20 protein-coding genes are annotated in these 21,785 nt (G+C 39.2%); 12 read left to right on the top strand and 8 right to left on the bottom strand.

Translation table 11 applies throughout. The features are described from left to right. Positions 1-50: 50 nt before the first annotated feature. The gene (locus tag U2718_RS26675) at positions 51-1,466 is read right to left on the bottom strand and encodes an isochorismate synthase (protein ID WP_341997075.1); all 1,416 of its coding nucleotides are present in this window, start codon (positions 1,464-1,466) and stop codon (positions 51-53) included. A gap of 508 nt (positions 1,467-1,974) precedes the next feature. Between U2718_RS26675 and menA the strand changes: the two genes are divergently transcribed. The 3 genes from menA to U2718_RS26660 all read left to right on the top strand — a co-directional run bounded on the left by menA (position 1,975) and on the right by U2718_RS26660 (position 5,525). Further along, a complete protein-coding gene (menA, locus tag U2718_RS26670; protein ID WP_341997077.1) occupies positions 1,975-2,886 on the top strand; it encodes a 2-carboxy-1,4-naphthoquinone phytyltransferase in 912 nt (303 codons plus the stop codon). A gap of 132 nt (positions 2,887-3,018) precedes the next feature. Beyond that, positions 3,019-4,041, top strand: a complete 1,023-nt coding sequence (locus U2718_RS26665; RefSeq protein ID WP_341997079.1) for an o-succinylbenzoate synthase — start codon at positions 3,019-3,021, stop codon at positions 4,039-4,041. Then, entirely contained in the window at positions 4,035-5,525 is a 1,491-nt protein-coding gene (locus tag U2718_RS26660) for a 2-succinylbenzoate--CoA ligase (protein ID WP_341997081.1), read from the top strand. Before U2718_RS26665 ends, U2718_RS26660 begins: the two co-directional genes overlap by 7 nt. Positions 5,526-5,587: 62 nt before the next feature. On the opposite strand, the gene U2718_RS26655 is transcribed toward U2718_RS26660, so the two are convergent. Continuing rightward, on the bottom strand, positions 5,588-6,034 hold the full coding sequence (locus tag U2718_RS26655) for a thioesterase family protein (protein ID WP_341997083.1): 447 nt from the start codon (positions 6,032-6,034) through the stop codon (positions 5,588-5,590). Between the two features lie 108 nt (positions 6,035-6,142). On the opposite strand from U2718_RS26655, the gene U2718_RS26650 reads away from it, so the two are divergent. Both U2718_RS26650 and U2718_RS26645 read left to right on the top strand, forming a co-directional pair. Further along, the gene (locus tag U2718_RS26650; RefSeq protein WP_341997085.1) at positions 6,143-6,445 is read left to right on the top strand and encodes a hypothetical protein; all 303 of its coding nucleotides are present in this window, start codon (positions 6,143-6,145) and stop codon (positions 6,443-6,445) included. A 9-nt stretch (positions 6,446-6,454) separates the two neighbouring features. After that, positions 6,455-6,625: a hypothetical protein gene (locus U2718_RS26645; protein ID WP_341997087.1), complete on the top strand. Its 171-nt coding sequence runs from the start codon at positions 6,455-6,457 to the stop codon at positions 6,623-6,625. Positions 6,626-6,688: 63 nt separating this feature from the next. On the opposite strand, the gene U2718_RS26640 is transcribed toward U2718_RS26645, so the two are convergent. From U2718_RS26640 to U2718_RS26630, 3 genes are all read right to left on the bottom strand, one after another. Further along, a complete protein-coding gene (locus U2718_RS26640; protein WP_341997089.1) occupies positions 6,689-7,789 on the bottom strand; it encodes a T3SS effector HopA1 family protein in 1,101 nt (366 codons plus the stop codon). Between the two features lie 100 nt (positions 7,790-7,889). Further along, on the bottom strand, positions 7,890-9,125 hold the full coding sequence (locus U2718_RS26635) for an aminoglycoside phosphotransferase family protein (RefSeq protein ID WP_341997091.1): 1,236 nt from the start codon (positions 9,123-9,125) through the stop codon (positions 7,890-7,892). Positions 9,126-10,243: 1,118 nt separating this feature from the next. Next, positions 10,244-10,567, bottom strand: coding sequence for a TMEM14 family protein (locus tag U2718_RS26630; protein WP_341997093.1), 324 nt, complete (start codon positions 10,565-10,567; stop codon positions 10,244-10,246). An 87-nt stretch (positions 10,568-10,654) separates the two neighbouring features. Here U2718_RS26630 and U2718_RS26625 point away from each other — a divergent pair, with 87 nt between their 5' ends. From U2718_RS26625 to U2718_RS26600, 6 genes are all read left to right on the top strand, one after another. Next, entirely contained in the window at positions 10,655-11,986 is a 1,332-nt protein-coding gene (locus U2718_RS26625) for an ATP-binding protein (protein WP_341997095.1), read from the top strand. A 117-nt stretch (positions 11,987-12,103) separates the two neighbouring features. Beyond that, on the top strand, positions 12,104-13,390 hold the full coding sequence (locus U2718_RS26620; protein WP_341997240.1) for a tellurite resistance TerB C-terminal domain-containing protein: 1,287 nt from the start codon (positions 12,104-12,106) through the stop codon (positions 13,388-13,390). A gap of 118 nt (positions 13,391-13,508) precedes the next feature. Next, positions 13,509-14,837, top strand: a complete 1,329-nt coding sequence (locus U2718_RS26615; RefSeq protein ID WP_341997097.1) for an ATP-binding protein — start codon at positions 13,509-13,511, stop codon at positions 14,835-14,837. 188 nt (positions 14,838-15,025) lie between these two features. Further along, complete coding sequence (locus tag U2718_RS26610) at positions 15,026-15,307, top strand: hypothetical protein (protein ID WP_341997099.1); 282 nt, start codon at positions 15,026-15,028, stop codon at positions 15,305-15,307. 188 nt (positions 15,308-15,495) lie between these two features. After that, entirely contained in the window at positions 15,496-16,455 is a 960-nt protein-coding gene (uvsE, locus tag U2718_RS26605; RefSeq protein ID WP_341997101.1) for a UV DNA damage repair endonuclease UvsE, read from the top strand. A gap of 44 nt (positions 16,456-16,499) precedes the next feature. After that, positions 16,500-18,098 (top strand): Hsp70 family protein, encoded by a 1,599-nt coding sequence (locus U2718_RS26600; RefSeq protein WP_341997103.1) that lies wholly within the window; start codon positions 16,500-16,502, stop codon positions 18,096-18,098. Positions 18,099-18,219: 121 nt separating this feature from the next. Here U2718_RS26600 and U2718_RS26595 read toward each other — a convergent pair whose 3' ends face one another. From U2718_RS26595 to U2718_RS26585, 3 genes are all read right to left on the bottom strand, one after another. Next, complete coding sequence (locus tag U2718_RS26595) at positions 18,220-18,753, bottom strand: L,D-transpeptidase (RefSeq protein ID WP_341997105.1); 534 nt, start codon at positions 18,751-18,753, stop codon at positions 18,220-18,222. Between the two features lie 48 nt (positions 18,754-18,801). After that, positions 18,802-19,314, bottom strand: coding sequence for a L,D-transpeptidase (locus U2718_RS26590; protein WP_341997107.1), 513 nt, complete (start codon positions 19,312-19,314; stop codon positions 18,802-18,804). Positions 19,315-19,822: 508 nt separating this feature from the next. Further along, complete coding sequence (locus tag U2718_RS26585) at positions 19,823-20,458, bottom strand: bifunctional 4-hydroxy-2-oxoglutarate aldolase/2-dehydro-3-deoxy-phosphogluconate aldolase (RefSeq protein ID WP_341997109.1); 636 nt, start codon at positions 20,456-20,458, stop codon at positions 19,823-19,825. A gap of 338 nt (positions 20,459-20,796) precedes the next feature. Here U2718_RS26585 and U2718_RS26580 point away from each other — a divergent pair, with 338 nt between their 5' ends. Next, positions 20,797-21,639, top strand: coding sequence for a DUF2382 domain-containing protein (locus tag U2718_RS26580; RefSeq protein ID WP_341997111.1), 843 nt, complete (start codon positions 20,797-20,799; stop codon positions 21,637-21,639). Positions 21,640-21,785: the final 146 nt, after the last annotated feature.

Below are 21,785 nucleotides of genomic sequence, written 5' to 3'. Positions count from 1 at the left end.
AAACCAAGAATCCCCCTAATGGCCGCGAAGCGGAGTCGGGGGAGTGTCAATTAAACTAAAGCCTTTAACAATGCTTGAAGTTTCAGTTGTACTTCAATCAGTTCTTTATCTGGATCGGAACCTGCAACGATACCGGCACCGGCGTAAAGTCTGGCGCGATCGCCATCAATTAATGCTGAACGAATTCCTACTATAAATTCACAATTGCCATCTGCGTCTATCCATCCTAGTGGCGCAGCATATAAACCCCTCTCAAAGCTTTCGTAACGGCGAATTTCAGCACAGGCTACATCTGGTGCAGCCCCAGCAACGGCGGGTGTGGGATGCAGTTGTGAAACTATTTTCAAAGGATGGACTTGATCGGGAACTATGGCACTAATTGGTGTCCACAAATGCTGAATATTAGATAACTGTCGCAACCGAGGTGGTAAAACCTGCGGTAACAAACCAAGCTGTGATAGACGTTGAGTAATAAAATCAATTACCAGCAAATGCTCATGCCTTTCTTTTTCGCTATTGAGTAAGCGATCGGCATTGACAGCATCTTCAACAGGTGTTTTACCTCGTGGCGCACTTCCTGCTAAGGCATCTGTGATTAACTGCTGCTTATGAATACTGATTAAACGTTCTGGGCTAGCACCAATAAAGTTTTGTCCCTTACCATTACTTGTAGAAAAAATATAACAGTTTGGATGTAAATGCCGCAGGTTATTGAGAGAATTGAATAAGTTAAAAGTAGTTTTTGACTTAACATCCAGTATATCTGCAAGCACTATTTTACTCACATCTTTAGACTGGATTGTTTTTAATGCCGACAAAACTGAACGTTTAAATTTATCCGGTTGAGCAACAGATTTTTTATCAAATTTCGGTTTTTGGCAATCTAAATGGTAAGAATAGCATCCTAAAGAATGCAGTATTTCTATTTTTTCCCACAGAACATTTAATGTTCTCTTAATGCTGATATCAGCATTAATAATAGTATTAAAGACTAATATACAGCGGTCGCCTTTAACAGCAATTTGCCAACGGGGAAGAAAAACAGTAGCTGCTGAAAATGGATAATTTTCTTGGGAATTTATTTCAAAAAAACTAAAGCTACAAAAAAATATAGGTTTAGAGAAAGGTTCTTCTGTATGACCAAAATTAATAATATTGCTTAAACAATATTTGATAAATTCCTCAGACCTGGTAAATCGCTCATTGCCTTCTATTTGTATCTTTGCTACTGCGTCTATAGCAGCGATCGCTTCATTTTTACCCTTGTTCTCCCAATAAAAATTCAGTTGATTCGGGTGTGTCAGTTTATCGAGTACTAACAGCGGATCAACTGAGTCTATTTTCAGTGAAATAGTGGCTATTTGCGTGGAATTACTTTTTATACTTTTTTGCTGAACAGCAAAAAGGAAGTTGTACAGTTCTTTGTTATATACAAAGAAGTCTACGGTACATGGTGAAACTGTCATCACTAGCAGTTTAGTAAATTTTTGTGAATTTATCTTTATAAAGAATGGGAAATCATGGTCGTATTTCTACTAGGTAACATAAAGAGTCACAGTTTCACTAGCGTAGGAGAATTTGCAAGTGCGTAGTTTAGAAATACCCTGTTTATTCTTGAGCCTACTTTTGTCGAACTGTAAAAAGTTGTTAATTACCTCTTTGCAACTATACAAATCTATGTATGCAACTTTAACCTACTTGCTGTGATGATATGGAAATAGACTTAGCCAAAGCGAGGAAGACTAGCTAATCAAGGAGTTTTTGAGGGTTTCTTGGAGCAACAGCTTTTATCAAGATACTTGTAGATATGAGATGAGGGGTAAATGACAGGTAACTATACTCACATTTGGTGGAAGTATTTTGATTTATGAAGTAAGTAATATTTTAATAATTCGTAAAACACTATTTGTGTCTCCTTCCAAGCGTAGAATTATTCCATGAAGTTGATAGGTGGAATTGAATTAAGGTTGTTCAATGTCAGCAAATTTAATTAATATCACTAATAACAATCCAACTAATCGCAAATTATGGATGGCAGCGATTAAACCACCCATGTACAGTGTGGCTATGATGCCTATCTGGGTAGGAACTGCTGTAGCATTCACGGAAACTAAGATTTTTAATGTAGCAGTATTTTTTACTTTTTTAGCGGCAGCAATCTTAATTTTGGCCTGGGAAAACCTCAGTAATGATGTTTTTGATTCTGAAACGGGAATTGACAAAAATAAACATCATTCTTTAGTAAACTTGACCGGTAACAAGCTATTAATATTTTTGTTGGGTAATTTATTTTTATGTTTGGGCTTGTTCGGAATACTAGCGATCGCCTGGTGGCAACATGATCCAACAGTAATTGGATTAATTCTGGTTTGTTGTGTTTTGGGCTACCTTTACCAAGGGCCTCCATTTCGTTTAGGATATCAGGGTTTAGGTGAAATTCTCTGCTTTTTTGCTTTTGGCCCTTTAGCGGTGTCGGCAGCATATTACAGCCAAACGCAAACTTGGTCAATCCTCAATTTAGCAGCATCGGTGATAGTCGGCATTGCCACAACTTTAATTTTGTATTGTTCGCACTTTCACCAGGTTGAAGATGACTTAGCAGCAGGAAAGCGATCGCCGATTGTTCGGCTGGGTACGCAAAGAGGCGCACAAGTCTTGCATTGGTTTACTGGTAGCATTTACGTGCTCACTGTTTTGTTTGTAGTGTGGGGAATTTTTCCCGTGTGGACATTACTGAGTTGGGTGAGTTTACCCTTCGCGATTAAATTATGCCGTCACGTTCAAGAAAATCATTACCAGCCAGAAAAAGTCAGCAACTGTAAGTTCATTGCTGTCGCCGTGCATTTTTGGTGTTGTTTGCTGTTTGGTGCCGGATTTATGGTTTAAGACAGAAGACACAGAGCAGCGCGTTGCGGAGAGAAGCGCCGTGCGGGGGTTTCCCGGAGGCAAGCGTCTCCGGCTCCGCTCCGTTGTAGCGACTGCAAAGAGGGCAGACGGCAGAAGGGAAAAAAGTGAAGAATGCACTATAAATTCGAGTTTCGTCCTTACCAGCGGAAATTTGTGCGTGCAGTTGTCACCAACCATGGTATTTGGAAAATCCGTGAGGGTATTATTCTTCGCCTCACTGATGAATCTGGGAAAGTAGGTTGGGGAGAAATTGCCCCAATCGCCTGGTTTGGTTCCGAAACCCTAGAGCAAGCCTTAAATTTTTGTCAGCAACAATCGCCGCAAATCACAGAAGAGACAATTTTTTCTATCCCTGATGATTTACCTGCGTGTCAATTTGGCTTTGAATCGGCAGCTTGGGGAATAGAATACGGGGAAACGGGGACAAACAGACACGGAGACACAGAGACGCGGCGACGCGGCGACGCAGATTTTTCCTACTCTCACTATCCTCTTAATTACAGTGATTTGTTGCCTGCCGGAGAGGCTGCTTTGGAGGCATGGCAAAAGCTGTGGCAGCAGGGATATTCTACTTTTAAATGGAAAATTGCTGTTTATCCTACGGCTATTGAACTAAAAATCTTGGAATCACTTCTTCAAAGTTTACCAGTGTCTACAAAATTGCGTTTAGATGCCAACTGCGGATTGAGTTTTGAGGAAGCTAATTTATGGTTGGCAACTTGCGACAAAGTAAATGCTAATCATGAATCGCCAGTGAAAATTGAATTTATTGAACAACCCTTACCTGTGGATGAATTTTTGGCGATGTTGGAATTGAGTAGGCGATATCAGAGTGCGATCGCTTTAGATGAGTCAATCGCCACATTGAAACAACTTGAATACTGCTACAAAAATGGCTGGAGAGGAATTTTTGTAATCAAACCTGGAATAGTCGGTTCTCCTTCTCGTCTGCGTCAGTTTTGTCAACAGCATAAAATTGATGCTGTGTTTTCATCAGTGTTTGAAACAATAGTTGGTAGAAAAGCAGCGCTCCAACTGGCAGTAGAATTATCCCAACACAATCAGACAGTCGGTTTTGGCATAAACCACTACTTTGCTGAAGAGGATGCTGTTTGGCTGGAAAATCTATGGTAAAAACTTTAAAGCATCTTTTCGAGCAGGCATATTCCCTGCCTCATGATTGGTTAATTTGCGAACATAGCCATCAATTTCTACAGTTAACTGAAAAATTCTATTTAGAATTAAAGCAATTTTCGCATTGTCAAACACCACCAAAAATCATCTTAGCCGAACGCGAACCAGCACGGTTTCTAGCAGGCTTTCTTGCTGCTTGTGCAAGTAATAGTTCAGTTTTTCTTTGTAATCCCAATTGGGTAAAACATGAATGGCAACAAGTATTGGAACTTGTACAGCCAGATATTATTTGGGGAATAGAATTAAGAGGACACAGGGAGGTGGGGACGCGGGGAAGCGGGGAATTAAGAGGATGCGGGGAGAAGGAAACTCTTGGTAGATTCTCTGACTCTCCACAAATTATGATTCCTACTGGTGGTTCATCGGGAAAGATTAAATTTGCGATTCATACTTGGGATACACTGATAGCATCTGTACATGGATTTACAGAATATTTTCAGTTACACCAAGTCAATTCATTTTGCGTTTTGCCGTTATATCATGTCAGTGGTTTAATGCAATTTATGCGTTGTTTTATCACTAGTGGAAAACTAGTTATTTTGCCTTTTCAACAATTAGAATTTGGTCAATTAGTTAATATAAATCTATCAGATTTTTTCATATCTTTAGTACCAACTCAATTACAACGCCTGCTTCAAAACTTGGATTTAACTCAATGGCTTTCCCAATTTCAAACAGTTCTTTTGGGAGGCGCGCCAGCTTGGGATGAACTGTTAGAAAAAGCGAGATACTATCAAATTCACTTATCTCTTACCTACGGTATGACTGAAACTGCTTCTGGAATTGCCACTCTCAAACCTGATGATTTTCTTCATGGTAAAGTAAACTGTGGTCAAATTCTTCCCCATGCCAAAGTCACTATTTGTAGCGAACAAGGTGAAGTTTTACATACCAATCAGATTGGCAATATTGCTATTCAAGCTAAGTCTTTATACCTTGGTTACTATCCTTTAAATACTGCTTTTAGAGTAGCTAATTCTGGCTCAGTTTCTATTTTCAAAACAGATGATTTAGGATTCTTCGATAACGAAGGCTACTTAAATATTATTGGACGTAGTAGCAGCAAAATCATCACAGGTGGTGAAAATGTCTATCCCTTGGAAATTGAAGCAGCAATCAGAGCTACTGCGATGGTAACTGATATTTGTGTCATTGGAATACCAGATCAAGACTGGGGACAAGCTGTAACAGCCATTTATGTCCCCAAACATGAAAATACCTCTTTAGAGGAGATTCAAAATTTACTGAAAGATAAACTCAGTAAATTCAAAATTCCCAAATACTGGATTCCTGTACAATTTTTACCTCGTAATTCTCAAGGCAAAATTAATCGTCAACAGCTACAGCAAGAAGCCAGAGAATATCTAAAAATAAGGCAGAAGCCAGAGGAGCCACTGCGCCCTTGCGGGTTAAGCGCGTTGTAGCATGTGGCGTGACAGTAGGCAGAAGGATTTATGAAATTAAAGATTGTGTACTGTCTCTCGCCTCAAATCGCTTCTCTTGATTTTCTTCTTTCAGTGTTCTCTGCGTCTTTGCGGTTTATTTCCAACCATCTCATCACTGATTCAGGCAACTCTGTTCTATTTCTACTATTTGTCTCAATACAAACGTGTCTGGTTATAGCCTTAGAAACCATGACATCAGCAACTAAAATTTCGTAATTAATTTCAAATTTATCAACGCCTAGCTTTTGTGGCACTAAACTAATAGTTAACTTATCACCACAAAACATTGGTCTTAGAAAATCTACATTAGTATGAACAATGGGAAAAGCTAGAGAGGAATTACTAAAAAATTCTTTGAGATGAATACCTGATGCTTCTAAAGATTCTTCATACGCTTCATGACAAATACTTAAAACGTTGGCAAAGTAAACTACACCAGCGGCATCAGTATCTTGAAAGCGGACGGTGCGATGATAAGTAAAAGGCATGAGTCAATTTTCGCCAATTGTATAGATTTAATTTCTGAATATATCTGAATATAAAGCTCATAAACAAAATAGGGTATTAAAGATACTTTGGAATCAGGGGAAAGCAGAGTGAAACGGAATACTCTCAACCGCTTGATTTTGTTATTACTATCAACCCTGAGCGCAATTCTGTTCTCAACAACAGTCCTAGCGCAAACTGATATTAACATTAATAAAACTAATATTATACATTTTGGTAGTGATGTGATAGTTGCTCCTAAACAGACTGTGGAAAATGCTCTTGCCATCGGAGGGATGGTGACAATTCAAGAAGGAGCACGAGTCACCCAGACAGCGATCGCTGTTGATGGTGATGTGATTTTAGAAAAGGGTGCTCGTGTTGATGGCGATGTTTATACAGTGGGAGGATAAATTATTACAGTGGAGGGAGCCACCATCGGTGGTGCTTCAAGTACAGTTTTCGAGGATGGTAGATGGGGAATGCATGGTGTTCGGCAGGTGAATATTTTTGGCTTTGGTACAATACTGGCTTGGCTCTTGAGCAAACGGCGTTCGCGAGTCATTCAAGATGAACACCCATCATCCAATTAGGGGCGATCGCTATTTGAATATCCAAGGGCGCGATTACACGCCCGCAATGCATCTTCAGGTGTATCAACTCAAAGGATAATATATATCCTCAGAACAGGGATTGAGATAGGGACGCTGCAAATCAATGCCAAATTTAGCAAAATGTTTATAAATAGTTTGTATGCGTTCTTCAACAGAATTCTTGCCTTTTTGCCAAGCCTCCAATAAAGCGTTTGCAACGATTTGACAACGGTTTATACCAAAACTTTCTTCAGCAACAAACTTTTGGTTTGGTTCTTCGGCAAGACTTAGCCCAGGTGCTAAAAACTTTGTAAACAGGGGAGTTTCTGGATGAAAATGAGATTGGTGTTGTGCATATACGGCTTGTAAAACTCTCCTAACTGCGGGATAGTCGTGACGTTCAAAGTAAAGTACCCCTGAATCGTAACGTCCGTAAGCAGAGTAATTGTACGGAACTTGAAAACTAAAGGGAATAGATGCATCATTCAGTTCCAGTGTCAAGCTCTCCATCATCGCGATCGCTCCTGATGGAGTTAAATTCAAGTAAATTCGCCCTCTTCCCAAATCAGTGTCAAAGTTTGCTTGTACTTTTTGCCCAAGATTGCTGACTGCCACGTAGCAACCATATTGAAGTCGGTTCTTGGGCATCCAAATGTCAATAACATCTCCCACCTTGGCAGCTTGCATCGTTGGTTCTAAATGCCGAGCCTGCTTTGCAGGAGCTAGACTAACGCTTTCTATGTGCATCGTCAAGCCACCTTTAGTCACTGCTAAACTGCCATCAGGTTCTCGACGCAATACCTGCCAATCAGGATCAAAGTAACCAATGCCGTGATTGCTCTCGTGCAATTGCTCGTATAATTGCCTATCAATTCCCAAAATCGAGTTATTTTCTAAAGATTTATGTGGTAAATAATCTGTAGGCTCGGCTTTTAATGACAAGATACTTTGCAACGAACCGTTGTAATAAATACCGTAAATAAAATTTCGCAGTAGCAGAGTCAGATACTTATACTGTAGCTCTGTAGAATTTTTCTGAAATCTCTGTGCTAACTGACTTGGCAAGGCAAAGGGCTGATAATTGGGATGGCAAATGCAAAATTTAGATTCAATCTGGATATTGCTGGCAATATCGAGCAGTTCACGATCGCAAGAACCTAGCATGATTCAAACTTAAATACTTTGAGAGGAGCGTGGAAAAAGATGAAGTTAATTACGTTATACTCCACAGTTCCTACTTTATCCTGGACACTTAATACTTTTCTTAACACCCACGTAAACGGGTTTTGTTGTAAAAGACGCGAACTAAATTCTGTTCCTTGTTTGCTTGTGGATGTTTACTTAATTTTGTAAATGGTTTGACAATTTCTGATTCAGATAAACCAAAAACTGTCATTACAGATTCTTGGGGTTTCGTTAGTAAATCTTTGGCTACTTGGAGTATATAGACACTCATATTATCAAAGTGTCTGTCATCTTGAATACTGTCTTGAATATTTTGAATCAAAATTAAACCCGCAAATTGAACCACTCGCTGGATCAAGTCGTGCCGATACTCCAAAATCATGGGAAAAGCATTGAGATAAGCTTGGATTAATGCCAGTATAGAAGGCTGAAGAAATTCCAAAGGTGTAGCTGCTAGCTGTAGAGATTCTTCTAAGGTGAGCGAGGCATCTACGACTAGACTTTCTAGCCAAATTCTTAAATAACTTGCGACTAAAGTTCCTAAATCAAAGGCGGGTTCTCCCCAGGCACAAGCTTCCCAGTCAATTAGCCGCACCAGGCAGTTATCTAGTTGATTCCACCGAGAATGCACTAAAATATTTTCCAGTTTTAGATCGTTGTGAGTTAGACAACAAGGTTCCCATAAAGCTGCTAATTCTGCGATCGCTGCTTCTATGCTCTCGTAGCGTTGGTAAAGAGCATAAAATTTTAGTGCTTGGGTTGGAGCGTTACCGAAAATATCTAAATTAATTGACTCTATACCTTGAGCAGGATTGTAAAACTGATAGCGAAACTGCCCTTGAGGAGCAGTTGCCATAAAATCACGATACTCGCGGCGATTAAATGTGGCACGATGCAGCACACCCAAGCTACTACCAATAGCAGTAGCAATTTCTGAAGGGTAAATGTCGATTCTTTGATAAAAATCCCCAAGTTCTAAATATTCCGTTAGATAGTTGCGAATAAGGATAAAATTTTCCTCATCAAAATGCACAACTAACGACGCGATTTCTGCAATGTTTCCTAAAACTGGGAACTGCTGCAACAGTTGATGAAACAGCCATTCCTTGAAAAACTCTTGCGGAATGCGATGATCGTCAATCTGATGTTCCTGTTTGACTAGCAGTGTGCGATCGCCTTTGAGAGTCACCAGTAAGTTGGCATTTTTTTTGTTAGTCTCTGGCAAGTTTTTGGCTGATGCGCCATCTTCTAAGCTACACAGATCTGCTTTTTGCAAATACTGAATAACATTGTGAGAAGACAGTGTAAATATCATGTATATTTCCTAAATCGTAGAATTACTTAGAAAATTAGCAACGTTGTTATTAGCCTGATGTTACGCAGAGCTAAATAGCACAAACTTACAAGTATCATTAGTGATTGGTACTATCTATTAATATCCTATACCTTTAAGAAATACTTGCCAAAATGGCAATACAGCCTTTACTGTTACTTTAAATTTTTCTGTTGTATCTATTCAAATCTTTAAATACTTGAGTGAAATTACTGACGTATCTACAGGGTTTACAAATTGCGGTTTTTGATTTAGCGAAGTTGCACGAAGACAGTATGAACCATCACTACTAATTAAATTTAGCTGTAGAAATTTAGGTTAAATCTAATGATTTTTGACAACCTAAAAGCTTGAAAATAGTAGAGTAATTCACATCAAGACTTCTACCAAAAGCGTAGAGGCAAAGCCTCAAAACCCCAGTTACCAAAATCAACCTGGTAAAAAGACCTAGATACTCTACCCAGGGTGGAAGATATCAGGTAATCACTTATTTACTGCATCCTTCCCAAGCAATACTCATGCTTCTTCTTAAAAGAGCGATCGCAAATTTTTTCTGACTAACTCTCACACTGAAAAACATTTCTTGATCACCTCCATCAGTAGCAAAGAACTAAACAATAACTAGACAAAGCAAGTCGCTTGATAGTAAGCGTTTTTCTACACAAAAATATTAATTTACAAATAATAATTTCCGCAGTGTAGTAATTACTGATCCTGGACTCTAGGTCTCTAGAAATTTATGGAAATTTGTAAAATCAAAGAGAGTCAGATAGGTATAAATCAGCGTTGGGAACTGAATTCAACACTCTTTTTGAATTTATTGCAAAAAAGTGAAATCTATAAACTTAGTATAAATTAGCATAAGTAGTACAAAGACTACTTTGTGCCAATTGGAACAATATTCAGCAAAACAACCAATTTAAACGTAATATATGCCCTGTAAGATCCCCGACTTCTTAGAAAAGTCGGGAATCTGGGTTTTTAGTTTATTTAGAAAGCATAGTGCGGCTAATCACAGCCAATTTTGTTCAAAAAGCACTTTGATGTAATATAAATGTACTAATTATGAGTTTTGGAAAAGAGTTGCCATGAGAATTACACTATCTTCTGATTGCCACAAATTGGTGTACCATCACTGCCAGAGTTAACATACCCAAAATAATCATCAACCCAGCAGGCATAAACTTACGTGTTTTGGCTAATCTAAATGCAAAGACAACCAACAATACAGCAGTAACAATCGTTGCTAAAGTCAAACCCCAAGTTTGTCCTTGAAGCCGCATAAAAGCCGAGAAGATAAGTAGCAAGCCGCAGATGCTAGCACTAATCAGGGAAACATTGCTACTAGCATTGATGTAACCAATAATACCACCGATAATTGTGATGATACCGTAGATAAAGGCGGCAACAATATCTAAAGCCATTGTTAAAACCTATGTAGATTTTAATTTTACCGCAAGCGTCGGCAGACAATTTATCATAGCTATCTAGCTAAATAACTTAATCGATTGATGGATAATCAAGCAATCGCAAAGGTTCAATTCCTTCAGCGCCAAGCAGCATCCCTCTTACTCTACCAATCTGTTCTGCAAACAGAAGTGGGTGTAGCATTTGTAAATTTGTTGCAAACTATACGTTATACTGAGGCAGACGCGAGGAGTTGCTTACAAGCCTATGGTAATTACTTTAGATCCTTAGCAGCAATAAATCAAAATTGGGAGGAATATTTAGTAACTCAAATTCTCAAAGATGAGAATCCTTTTACAAAAAAAGCCCAACAGCAGAAATTTGCAAGTTTGCCTCCTGCTTTGGTAGCAGCAGTTAGACATGATTTACAAGCGCTGCAACATCTATATGAATGTAGCACTGCGACTTTGAGTGAGTGGGTGCAGTGTGTAGCGCATCTACCTGTGTCGCCAGTAGTGTGGTATAACGAGCAAAATGGGGTAGAAGCAATTGACGATTTACACTTAGTAGAAAAACTACAAAAGTTAGAAAATTGGACTGAGGCTGCACAAGACTTGGCAGATTATTATCACAAATTTGGCACAGGCTTATTTGCTGAGTTTAAAGCACTGCGGTGGCAATCTAGACAATTTATCGGTATACCCAATTCCGATCCTGTGAAATTGAGCGAACTAACAGGTTATGAGTCGCAAAAAGAAACTTTGTTAAAAAATACAAAGTTCTTATTATCAGGGCAAACAGCACTGCACATATTACTTTATGGTAGTCGCGGTTCTGGAAAATCTTCTTTAGTCAAAGCTCTGCTCAATGAGTATGGCGATCGCAACTTACGCTTGCTGGAAGTAGCAAAATCAGAACTGAAAGATTTACCGATAATTGTGGAACAGTTGCGAGGAGCGCTCCAGAAATTTATCATCTTTGTTGATGACCTTTCCTTTGAAGAGGATGATGATGCTTTTAAAGCATTAAAAGTAGTGTTAGAAGGTAATTTAACTGCACGTCCGCAAAACGTCGTGGTATATGCCACTTCTAACCGTCGCCATTTAGTGCGGGAGTTTTTTGCCGATCGCCCCGCTCCTAGAGATAACGATGAAGTTCACGCTTGGGATACCATGCAAGAGAAACTTTCGTTTAGCGATCGCTTTGGTTTAACTTTGACTTTTGAACCTGCCGATCAAAAAACTTATTTAAAAATTATCCGGCATCTTGCAGATTTAGCTGGAATTGATATTCCTGGTGAAGATTTAGAATACCAAGCTTTGCAATGGGCAACTCGTCACAACGGGCGCTCTGGCAGAACAGCAAAGCAATTTATAGACTTCTTAAAAGCAGATTTATCAATTTTTAATTCACGAGATAATTCACTTACAAACTAGTCATCTATTTTTCAGTCATCAATATAAATTCAATTTGTCAATCTAACTGATAACAAATGTGCATAAATAACAGTTCAAACTCTCCCTTACACTCAATCTATGCTCAAATCAAGCAATATGCAATCAGCAATGGTAAGCAATAGACTCATTTTAGGCATAGTTGCCTTCGGTATTAGTTTTGGTCTCAGCCTTGCTCTGACCTGGAATTTTGGTAAATCCTTAATTATCGGTTTAATCACCTTAATTGTGACTTATAGTGCCTTATTTGTAGAACAACAACAAAGAAATTATGAGATGCATGCTAGACGTGATTCGCTTCACAGGCGCATTCGAGAGCTTGAGGGATTAAAATCGCGTATGGTCGCAGAAATAAATCAACTTGAGTCACATCATGCTTTACTTTATCAAGAGTCAAACAAGTTCCAAAACCAAGTAGTAGAACGTCGAAATCAAAGAGATATTCTCAATCGGGAATTAAGCAGTTTTATTATCGAGAAAAAACAGCTAGAATCACAAATTAATTATTTGCAGGATGAAATTAGTAATCTGGAATCAACGAAACTAGAAATTAATAAATCTTTTTCCAATCTGAACGCGGAAAAAAGGCGTTTAGAGTTGAATTATAACGTATCTAAAGCCGAAATTAATCAGTTACAAACTCAAATTAGTGAACTTCAACAACATAAACAAGAGTTAGAAAGTAATTTAGTTTTACTTGGTAGGCTTAAACCTCAACTAGAAGAAAAGCTATACCAAATGAGAGTTAAAATTCATGAATTGGAAACAGAAGAAAAAAGACTGAACCAAGTCTTGCTAGATGCAAAAAGTGAAAAAGAAAATGTAGAATCTAATCTAAATTATTTACGTACACAAGTAACAGAGCAAGAAACTCAACTTCATCATTTACAAGAACAAGTCGTCTTGCTACAAGATGAACGAGATAATTTGCAAAGCCAAGTTTGGGAATTACTACAACAAACAGAAGTTCTGCACAACGACAACTTGCTTGAACAAGGACAAGAAGAAGAGGTAGATTTATTTCCTTTCGCTGAATTAATTGAACCAGTGGAAAATAGTAATTATTCTACTGAGATTGTGGAAATTATCCCAGAAGACTGGGTGAAATTTTTTCAGAAACTACCAAGTCATGAAATTCAAGTTCTCAAAGCGATTATAGAGCAGGAAAATCCTTATGCTGCTATTAAAAAAATTGCAGAAGATAACATCACAATGCCAAATTTATTAATAGATTCTATCAATGAGCGTGCCAATGATACTCTTGGTGAATTGATTATTGATCCAGATTCGGATACTCCACAAATTTATCCAGAGCATCAAAGCAACGTCGAAAGAGCGATCGCTGTCCATCAAGACATGATGGCGAGACTTACGTCATCAAATTAGAATTAACAGAATCACTAGTCACTGATTTAACCGTGAATTAGGGTATACCCTTCAAAGGGAGCGGCTTGAAAACTATACCTACCCTCAAGCTACAATAATGCGAAGTGAGGTGATCTACATGGCAAAGCTCAAAATCTCGAAAAAAGTATCTACTGCAATCATTAATTCTCTCAGTGCGGGAGTAGTGCCAAGAGTTGGGCTTGAACAAATAGCAGTTGGTAGAGAAAGAGAACTTAAAAGCCTGTTACAAAACCTCGATGACATCGCAGAAAGTATAGCAGCATTTCGCTTCATCATTGGCAACTATGGTTCGGGTAAGAGCTTCACACTACAACTGCTTCGTAATCGTGCTATAGAACAAGGTTTTGTAGTTGCTGATGCTGACTTATCTTCAGAACGCCGACTAGCAGGAACAAACAATGAAGGTTTGGCAACCTATCGAGAATTAATGAGCCACCTTGCCACAAAAACTCGTCCTGATGGTGGTGCTTTAGTCTCAATTTTAGAAGGATGGATTAATAAAATTCAGCAAGAAGTAGCCAAAGAAACTGGCATGCGCCCCAATGATAATGGCTTTGATGATCAAGTTGAAACCAAAATTAGAGAAGTCGTTCAATATATTGAAGATTTAGTTCACGGTTTTGATTTTGGTAACGTAATTATCGCTTATTGGCGTGGTTACCGCTTAGATGATGATGATTTAAAAAATGCAGCTTTGCGCTGGTTGCGAGGAGAATATAACACTAAAACTGAAGCAAAAGCAGCCCTGGGTGTGCGCATAATTATTGATGATGATAGTTGGTATGACTACATCAAATTATTAGCTAAGTTTGTAGCTGAAATTGGCTATAAAGGACTTTTAGTCTTGCTCGATGAAGCTGCACATATATATCAAATACCTACTACAGTTACACGCGAAAAGAATTACAACAGATTATTAGCAATATTTAATGACACCATGCAGTGTAAAGCAGAGCATCTTGGTGTTTTTATTGGTGGCACAACAAAATTTTTAGAAGATCCAAATCGTGGACTTTTTGCAGATGCAGCTTGGCGAAGACGCACCAAAGAAAGCCGTTTTTTAACTCAGGCTAACGTGCAAGAATTTTTAGGCCCAGTGATGAGACTTAACCCATTAACAGAAGAAGAAATCCTGACATTGTTGCAAAGATTGACTGAAATTCATGCGCTCAACTTTGGTTATGAGCAGACTTTAAAAACTCGCGATTTGAAAGACTTTATCCAAGAAATTGTCAATCGTTTGGGTGCAGAAGCATTACTAACTCCTGGCGAAATAGTACGAGACTTTATTAGCGTTTTGAATGTGCTTCACCAAAATTCGGGTATATCTTTTGGTGATTTAATTCATGGTACTAATTTTAAACCCACAGTCGCAGGTAAAGATTCAGATGTAGATGAAGATGATGTAGCAGAATTTAGTTTGTAAGAAGGCAGAAGGTAATCCCCACGAATAAATTTAATCGGGGGATTTAATAAAGTTACTTCGTTTTTCTTTTTCTCCATAAATAAATTTAAAAGGCAGTGCTCGACTAAGAAATTTGTGGATGCACATAAATGACTTCAACAACTTAGAAAACTGAGCGTCTCAACAATGGGGATAAGCAGAATTAGGAGATGCCAGACGCAATTGCAGAGGTTGTGATACTCATTCACGAGGTTTCAACACTCATTCACGAAGTTCCAACACTCATTCACGAAGTTCCAACACTCATTTACGAAGTTCCAACACTCATTTACGAGGTTCCAACACTCGTTCACGAGGTTCCAACACTCGTTCACGAAGTTCCAACACTCGTTCACGAAGTTCCAACACTCATTTACGAGGTTCCAACACTCATTTACGAGGTTCCAACACTCATTCACGAAGTTCCAACACTCATTTACGAGGTTCGTTAACGAATTACTGATAACCACAAATTGTAGGGTGAGCAATGCCCACTCCCTAATAGATTCGCCAACGCTATCATGATGCTGGGATGCTAGTTAAAACCCATTTAAACAAAGCTTCTGTCTTTAGATACTAATTATTCCAGGCAGAACTTAGTTAAATCAAAAAGATGCCGACATTAATAAGTATATAGTTAATGACTTTAAGTACTCAGTTAGATAATCTTCCATTCTTAGAGCACAAACCTTACAGCACATCCCCTTATTTGGGGTTAGTCTGCATAACCTTTTCTAAAGAGGTGCGCTATCGGACAATAACACGCACGCGTTACTTACAACTTAGTGAAGAACAACGCGCCAACACCCTCAAAGAACTTTATCGGGATAACTTGCAGCGTTTGGATAGGGCATTGACTTTTTGTCAACAGTACAAAATTCAACTCTATCGGATGCCTTCAGGTTTATTTCCGATGAGCGACATGGAAGACGAAATCGGCGCAAATATATTAGAGGAAATGAGTGCCGATTTAGCTAAGATTGGACAACGGGCAGAAAAGTTGAGGATCAGAATGGTGCTGCACCCAGATCAGTACGTAGTGTTGAGTTCTGATTCCAAAGAAGTAGTAGCAACAAGCATCAAGATTTTAGAACGCCACGCTCGCACGATGGATTTGATGAGTTTACCTCGTTCTGTTTGGTCTTTGATGAATATTCATGGCGGCAAATCTCAGCGATCCGAACAATTAGTGCGGGTTATTTTGGAACTACCAGAAAATGTTAAAAGCCGCTTGACTCTGGAAAATGATGAATATGCCTACAGTGCCAGTGAAATTTTAGCAGTCTGTAAAAGTGCTGGTGTGCCAATGGTGTTTGATGCCCATCACCATATTTGCCACGAAAATTTGGATAGTTACGATCATCCGAGTGTGGCAGAAATGCTTGCTGCCGCGCGAGAAACTTGGGCTAATCCACAGTGGCAGATGGTTCATATTTCTAATGGCGAGCAAGCTTTTAATGACAGAAAGCACAGTAACTTAATTACTGCCATGCCCAGTGTCTATTACCAAGCACCTTGGATCGAAGTGGAAGCTAAACAGAAAGAAGAAGCTGTTAACCATTTGCGATCGTGGTGGCTAATGCAGAATAATCTTTCATAGAGTAACTGTTTGCGTTTTTGCAATAAAAGCGCGAAATTTAAGATATGGCGATCGCAATCGATTTTGGTACAAGCAACACAGTTATTGCTCGTTGGAATCCTGTTACCCAAGAACCAGAAACTCTCAATTTAGCTGGTTTATCAGTTCAACAAAGTCTCAATCCGCCCCTAATTCCCAGTTTGCTGTATGTAGAAGATGCCGCCAAAGCAAAAGTTTTGGTAGGGCAACAAGTACGTGATCGCGGTTTAGATTTAAAAAACGATCCGCGATTTTTCCGTACTTTCAAGCGTGGTATTGGCACAGATATCCAAGGTTTTTTACCCGAATTAGATGGGCAAATAGTTACTTTTGAACAAGTCGGGCAATGGTTTCTCAACCGAGTGATTGAAGAATTAGCACCGATGCAAGGCGGTGTAGAATCTCTGATATTAACTGTACCTGTAGATAGTTTTGAAGCTTATCGTTACTGGTTGGGCAAAGTTTGCCAAGCACTACCTGTAGAGCAGGTGCGAATTCTGGATGAACCCACAGCCGCAGCTTTGGGTTACGGCATGGCAGATCGAGAAGTGTTATTGGTGGTTGACTTTGGTGGTGGAACGCTAGATTTCTCCCTAGTCAGGTTGGATCGCAACGTTCAAGTAGCCAGTAAACCTGTAGGATTTTTACTGAAATGGGGAAATAAATCTCTAGCTGAAACCTCTAAGCAAAAGGTAAAAACTGCTCGTGTGTTAGCAAAAGCCGGACAAAATTTAGGCGGTTGTGATATCGACAATTGGATTGTTGATTACTTTGCTCAAACTCAAGGTTTGACGGTAAGCCCCTTAACAATGCGGCTAGCAGAAAAAGTCAAAATTCAATTATCAAGCCAAACTCAAGCCAGTGAAGTTTATTTCAACGATGAGACTTTTGAAAGTTACGAATTAGAATTAAATCGCGATAATTTGGAGAGTATCCTCAAAGAACACTCGTTTTTTGAGCGACTTGATGACTCGATGACTCAGCTGTTGCAGCAAGCACGACGTCAAGGCATTGAAGTAGCAGATATTAATGCTGTGCTCTTAGTTGGTGGCACCGTACAAATACCAGCGGTGCAGACATGGATCAAGCAATATTTTGAACCAGACAAAATTCGCTGCGAACGCCCATTTGAAGCGATCGCCCAAGGTGCCTTACAGATAGTTCAAGGTGTAGAAATCAAAGATTTTCTCTACCACAGCTACGGTATCCGCTATTGGGATAAGCGTAATCATCGTCACAGTTGGCATCCGATTATTAAAGAGGGGCAGCCTTACCCGATGACTCAGCCAGTAGAGTTAGTCTTGGGTGCTTCTTTAGAAAATCAGCCCAGCATTGAATTAATTATGGGCGAATTGGGAGCAGATACAGGCAGTACGGAAGTTTATTTTGATGGCGATCGCCTAATTACTCGCCGTCTTGATAGTGGGGTTACTACCGTCAAACCCCTGAATGATCAAGATGGGGCAAGAACAATTGCTAAGTTAACACCACCAGGATTTCCGGGGAGCGATCGAATTAAAATTAGGTTTTTGGTTGACGATCAGCGCTTTTTGCGAATTACAGTCGAGGATTTATTGACAAATGAAACTCTACTGGAGAATCAATTGGTAGCGCAATTAAGTTAAGTTGAAGGCAGGGAGCAGAAGGAAAAAGTTTTTTTCATTCATGACGGCTACTTAGAAGATGTAAAGATACAAATCCCCGACTTTTTTGAAAAGTCGGGGATCTTGTTTGTCACTTTACTCCCTACCTACGCACCACTACCAAAGTACCAATCTCAGCCCAATTGAAAATTTTGCGAGCTTCCTTCACTGGTAGATTGACACAACCGTGGCTCACGGGAGTACCAAATCGGTTATGCCAAAAAGCACCATGAATAGCATAGCCTCGAAAAAAATACATAGTATAAGGAACATTAGGAATATCGTAGCCCGGCCCTCGCATTCTGGCAGAGCGGTATTTAGTGCTAATGAGAAAGTTACCTTTTTTTGTAGGAGTTGAGCGTTTACCAGTCGAAACTCTTATAGAATGAACAAGTTTATTGTCTTCCCATGCATCTAACCGTTGCTCGGATAAATCAATTACAATTTTCTTGCGGGGTTTTACTTGTTTTACTGTTTCGGGTTTGCTGAAGTAGTCAGGGTTGAATGAGCGATAGGAAAAGTGAGACACAGAAATGCGGGAATTCAAAATAGTAAAAGAAGTTCCCAATACTAACCCCGCAGACGCAAACAAAGCTCCTAACCAACCAACCCAACTGCTACCAACCAAGTTTGCCATTTGTGTATTACTTTCTAGCTTTTGTGCGATCGCAAACCAAGATTCAAACTATCTATGAACAACTACTGGTGTACCTATCGATGCCCAATTAAATAGCCATTTAGCGTGATTGGGTGCAACGTTTACACAGCCATGACTAACAGGTGTGCCAAATCTTCGATGCCAGTATGCTCCGTGAATGGCATAATTTCCTTGATAAAACATTGTATATGGAACGTTAGGAACGTCATAATCTCTACCGCGCATCCGAGTTTTCCTGAGTTTAGTTTGAATTTGAAAAACACCAGTACGAGTGGGAGTAGATTTTTTGCCTGTGGAGACAATGACTGCAAAAACAGGTTTTTTGCCTTCCCAAGCAATTAATTTTTGTTGTGAGAGGTTGATTTGTATCCAGCGTTTTTCAGTTTCTTGAAGATTGGCGATCGCTTGTCTAATCACCTGAGGTTTAGATTGCGCCCATATCTCCTGTGAACTGGTGCCAAAAATACTTATAGATAATGCCACACTCGCGAGGAGTGTTTTTGAGCAACGCACCCAATTCGGGGAAAGTAGATTTTTCATGACTGTTACACCAAGATGACAAATTTTTGGGAAAATTTTACTTTTCTCGCTCAGATTTTGACTCGATTGCTGCAACAGGCATGAGTTTTCTCATTTCATCCTATAGCAGTTGTCCAGATTCATAATTGTCAAAATGCACAGAATGGCTGCTTTATTCGTAGTAGCTCAAGTAGTAGTTTGGAATCTTTAAAGTCACTAACATGGTTTTCCCTCTATGAATGCACCAAGTACTCTTCATTCATAGAGTTCCCATTTTCAAGATCAAAAATAAAGCCCACCTCCGTGGGCTGAAATTCTTACAGGCTGAGGAGGCAGCCTTTGTACCCTACGGGTAGACACGTAGACGCGAAGCGGCTTCCGTTCAGCGAAGCTGTTCCCGTTCCCCGAAAGGGGTTCCCGCAGGGTAGGGTAGGTACGGCTTCCGTAGGTAGTGGCTTCTGTTTGCCGTAGGAGTTCCCGCAGGGTAAGTAGATATATAGCGACACCCTTCTAGGGTGTTGGATTTTAGTTACACCCTTAGTGAAGCCATCAAGATTTTCGCCTGCCTAGAAATTGCTTGCCAGTCTCCAACTTCTACAAACTGTTTGGGAAATAACTCACCGCTTAAACCCACAGCGATCGCTCCCGCTTGTAAAAATTCCCTTGCATTTTCTAATGTGACGCCGCCAGTAGGAATTAAAGGAATATGTCCTAATGGCCCTTGTAAACTTTTTATATACTTTGCCCCTCCTACTGCTTGCACGGGAAATACCTTGACGCAGGTTGCACCATCATTCCACGCACTTACAATTTCCGTAGGAGAAAGCGCCCCTGGGATAATAGGTAGATGTTGCTCAATGGCAACTTGAATCATAGCTCTGTCAACGTGAGGTGTAAATAGAAATTGTGCACCGGCGGAGATTGCTTGATGCATATGTTGCAAATTTAACAGTGTTCCTGTACCAATCACACAGTCAGGTAATTCTAAGCGGAGTTTACCGATTAACTCAGCGGCATTGGCACTATTCCAAGTAATTTCGATTAAATGCATTCCCCCAGATGCTACAGCCAAAGCCATGTGACGTCCAAGCTCTAGAGTTGAAGCGCGAATCACTGCGATCGCTCGGTATTTTTGCGCCAGGGTTAACCAAGGGTGATTTGACATTACTAAGTGTGAATTTAAAAAAATCAGTGACTGAAAATCTATATCAAAATTAATGTGGCGAAATGAGAGTGTGTAAACAATAAATACTTGAATCCTCTAACCACAGATAGATTTTATTAAAAAAAATGATTTTAATCAAAAAAAACAGTATCTAAGCGATTAATCGCGTCTGAAGGAGAGCTATTAGATCAAAACTAAAGAATATGGGATGTTGAGATATATAACTATGGAATACTGAGTAATTAAGCAATTTCATTCGCTAGCGAGAGGAAAACAAACAAATAAATTTTTAGGCTAGTTAAGGTATGAAGTTCTTTAAAAATTTTGGTAATAATTCTATGCCTCTCTATAAACTTGCAGACTTTGACCCTAACTACCGCGAAACTTTTGGTGGCGATGATATCCAAGGTTTGCCTCTCTATACTCAAGGAGGAACTAAAATTGGCACAGTCATTGATACACTAGTAGACGCAGATGGACGTTTTCGCTATTTAGTAATTGATAGCGAAGTAGATGTTACTAGCAAAAGAATATTATTACCTATCGGTCTTTCCCATATAGATTATAATGGCCGGCGCGTAACTGTAGATGGTCTGAGCAGAGAGCAAGTAATGCAGTTACCTGAATACAGAGACAACATGGCTGTTGATTATGATTATGAAGAACAGGTACGCAGAACTTATCGTCCTTTAGGAACCAATATAAATTATGATCGCGATTCTTATACTTATCAACAAGACGCAGACTTATACAATTTAAATGAACAGAAGCATCAAACTATTAAATTATATGAGGAACGTTTAATTGCTAACAAAAATCGTGTCAAAACTGGAGAAGTAGCTGTTGGCAAACACATAGAAACTGAAACCGCACAAGTTTCCATACCTATTGAAAGAGAGCGAATTGTAATTGAACGAGTCACTCCTACAGCAGGAGAAACAGTAGTTAATCCAAGCGAGCTTCAATTCCAAGAAGGAGAAGTAGCACGCATAGAAATTTACGAAGAAACACCTGAAATTCACAAAGAAGCATTTGTACGTGAAGAAGTTCGCGTTAAAAAAGTAGTGGATAGAGATACTGTTGAAGCTCAAGAAACAATTCGTCGTGAAGAATTAGATATCAAGACTGAAGGCGATTTACCGATAGATGAGACTGGTGCAAATAGAACTGACACAATTTAATCTTAATTGTTCTAATAAAGCAAAAAATTAGAACATACTTTCTAATTTAAATTGGATTTATGCAGGCAGATAAATTACTTATTTCTGCCTGCTTTGTTCTTATAAAATCGTAAATATATTCATAATTAAGAAAACTATAATAATCA

Source organism: Chlorogloeopsis sp. ULAP02, from assembly GCF_038404745.2.
Classification (GTDB): Bacteria; Cyanobacteriota; Cyanobacteriia; order Cyanobacteriales; family Nostocaceae; genus Chlorogloeopsis.
The sequence above is the reverse complement of the archived record's forward strand: the minus strand, read 5'-3'. Positions and strand labels throughout refer to the sequence as shown.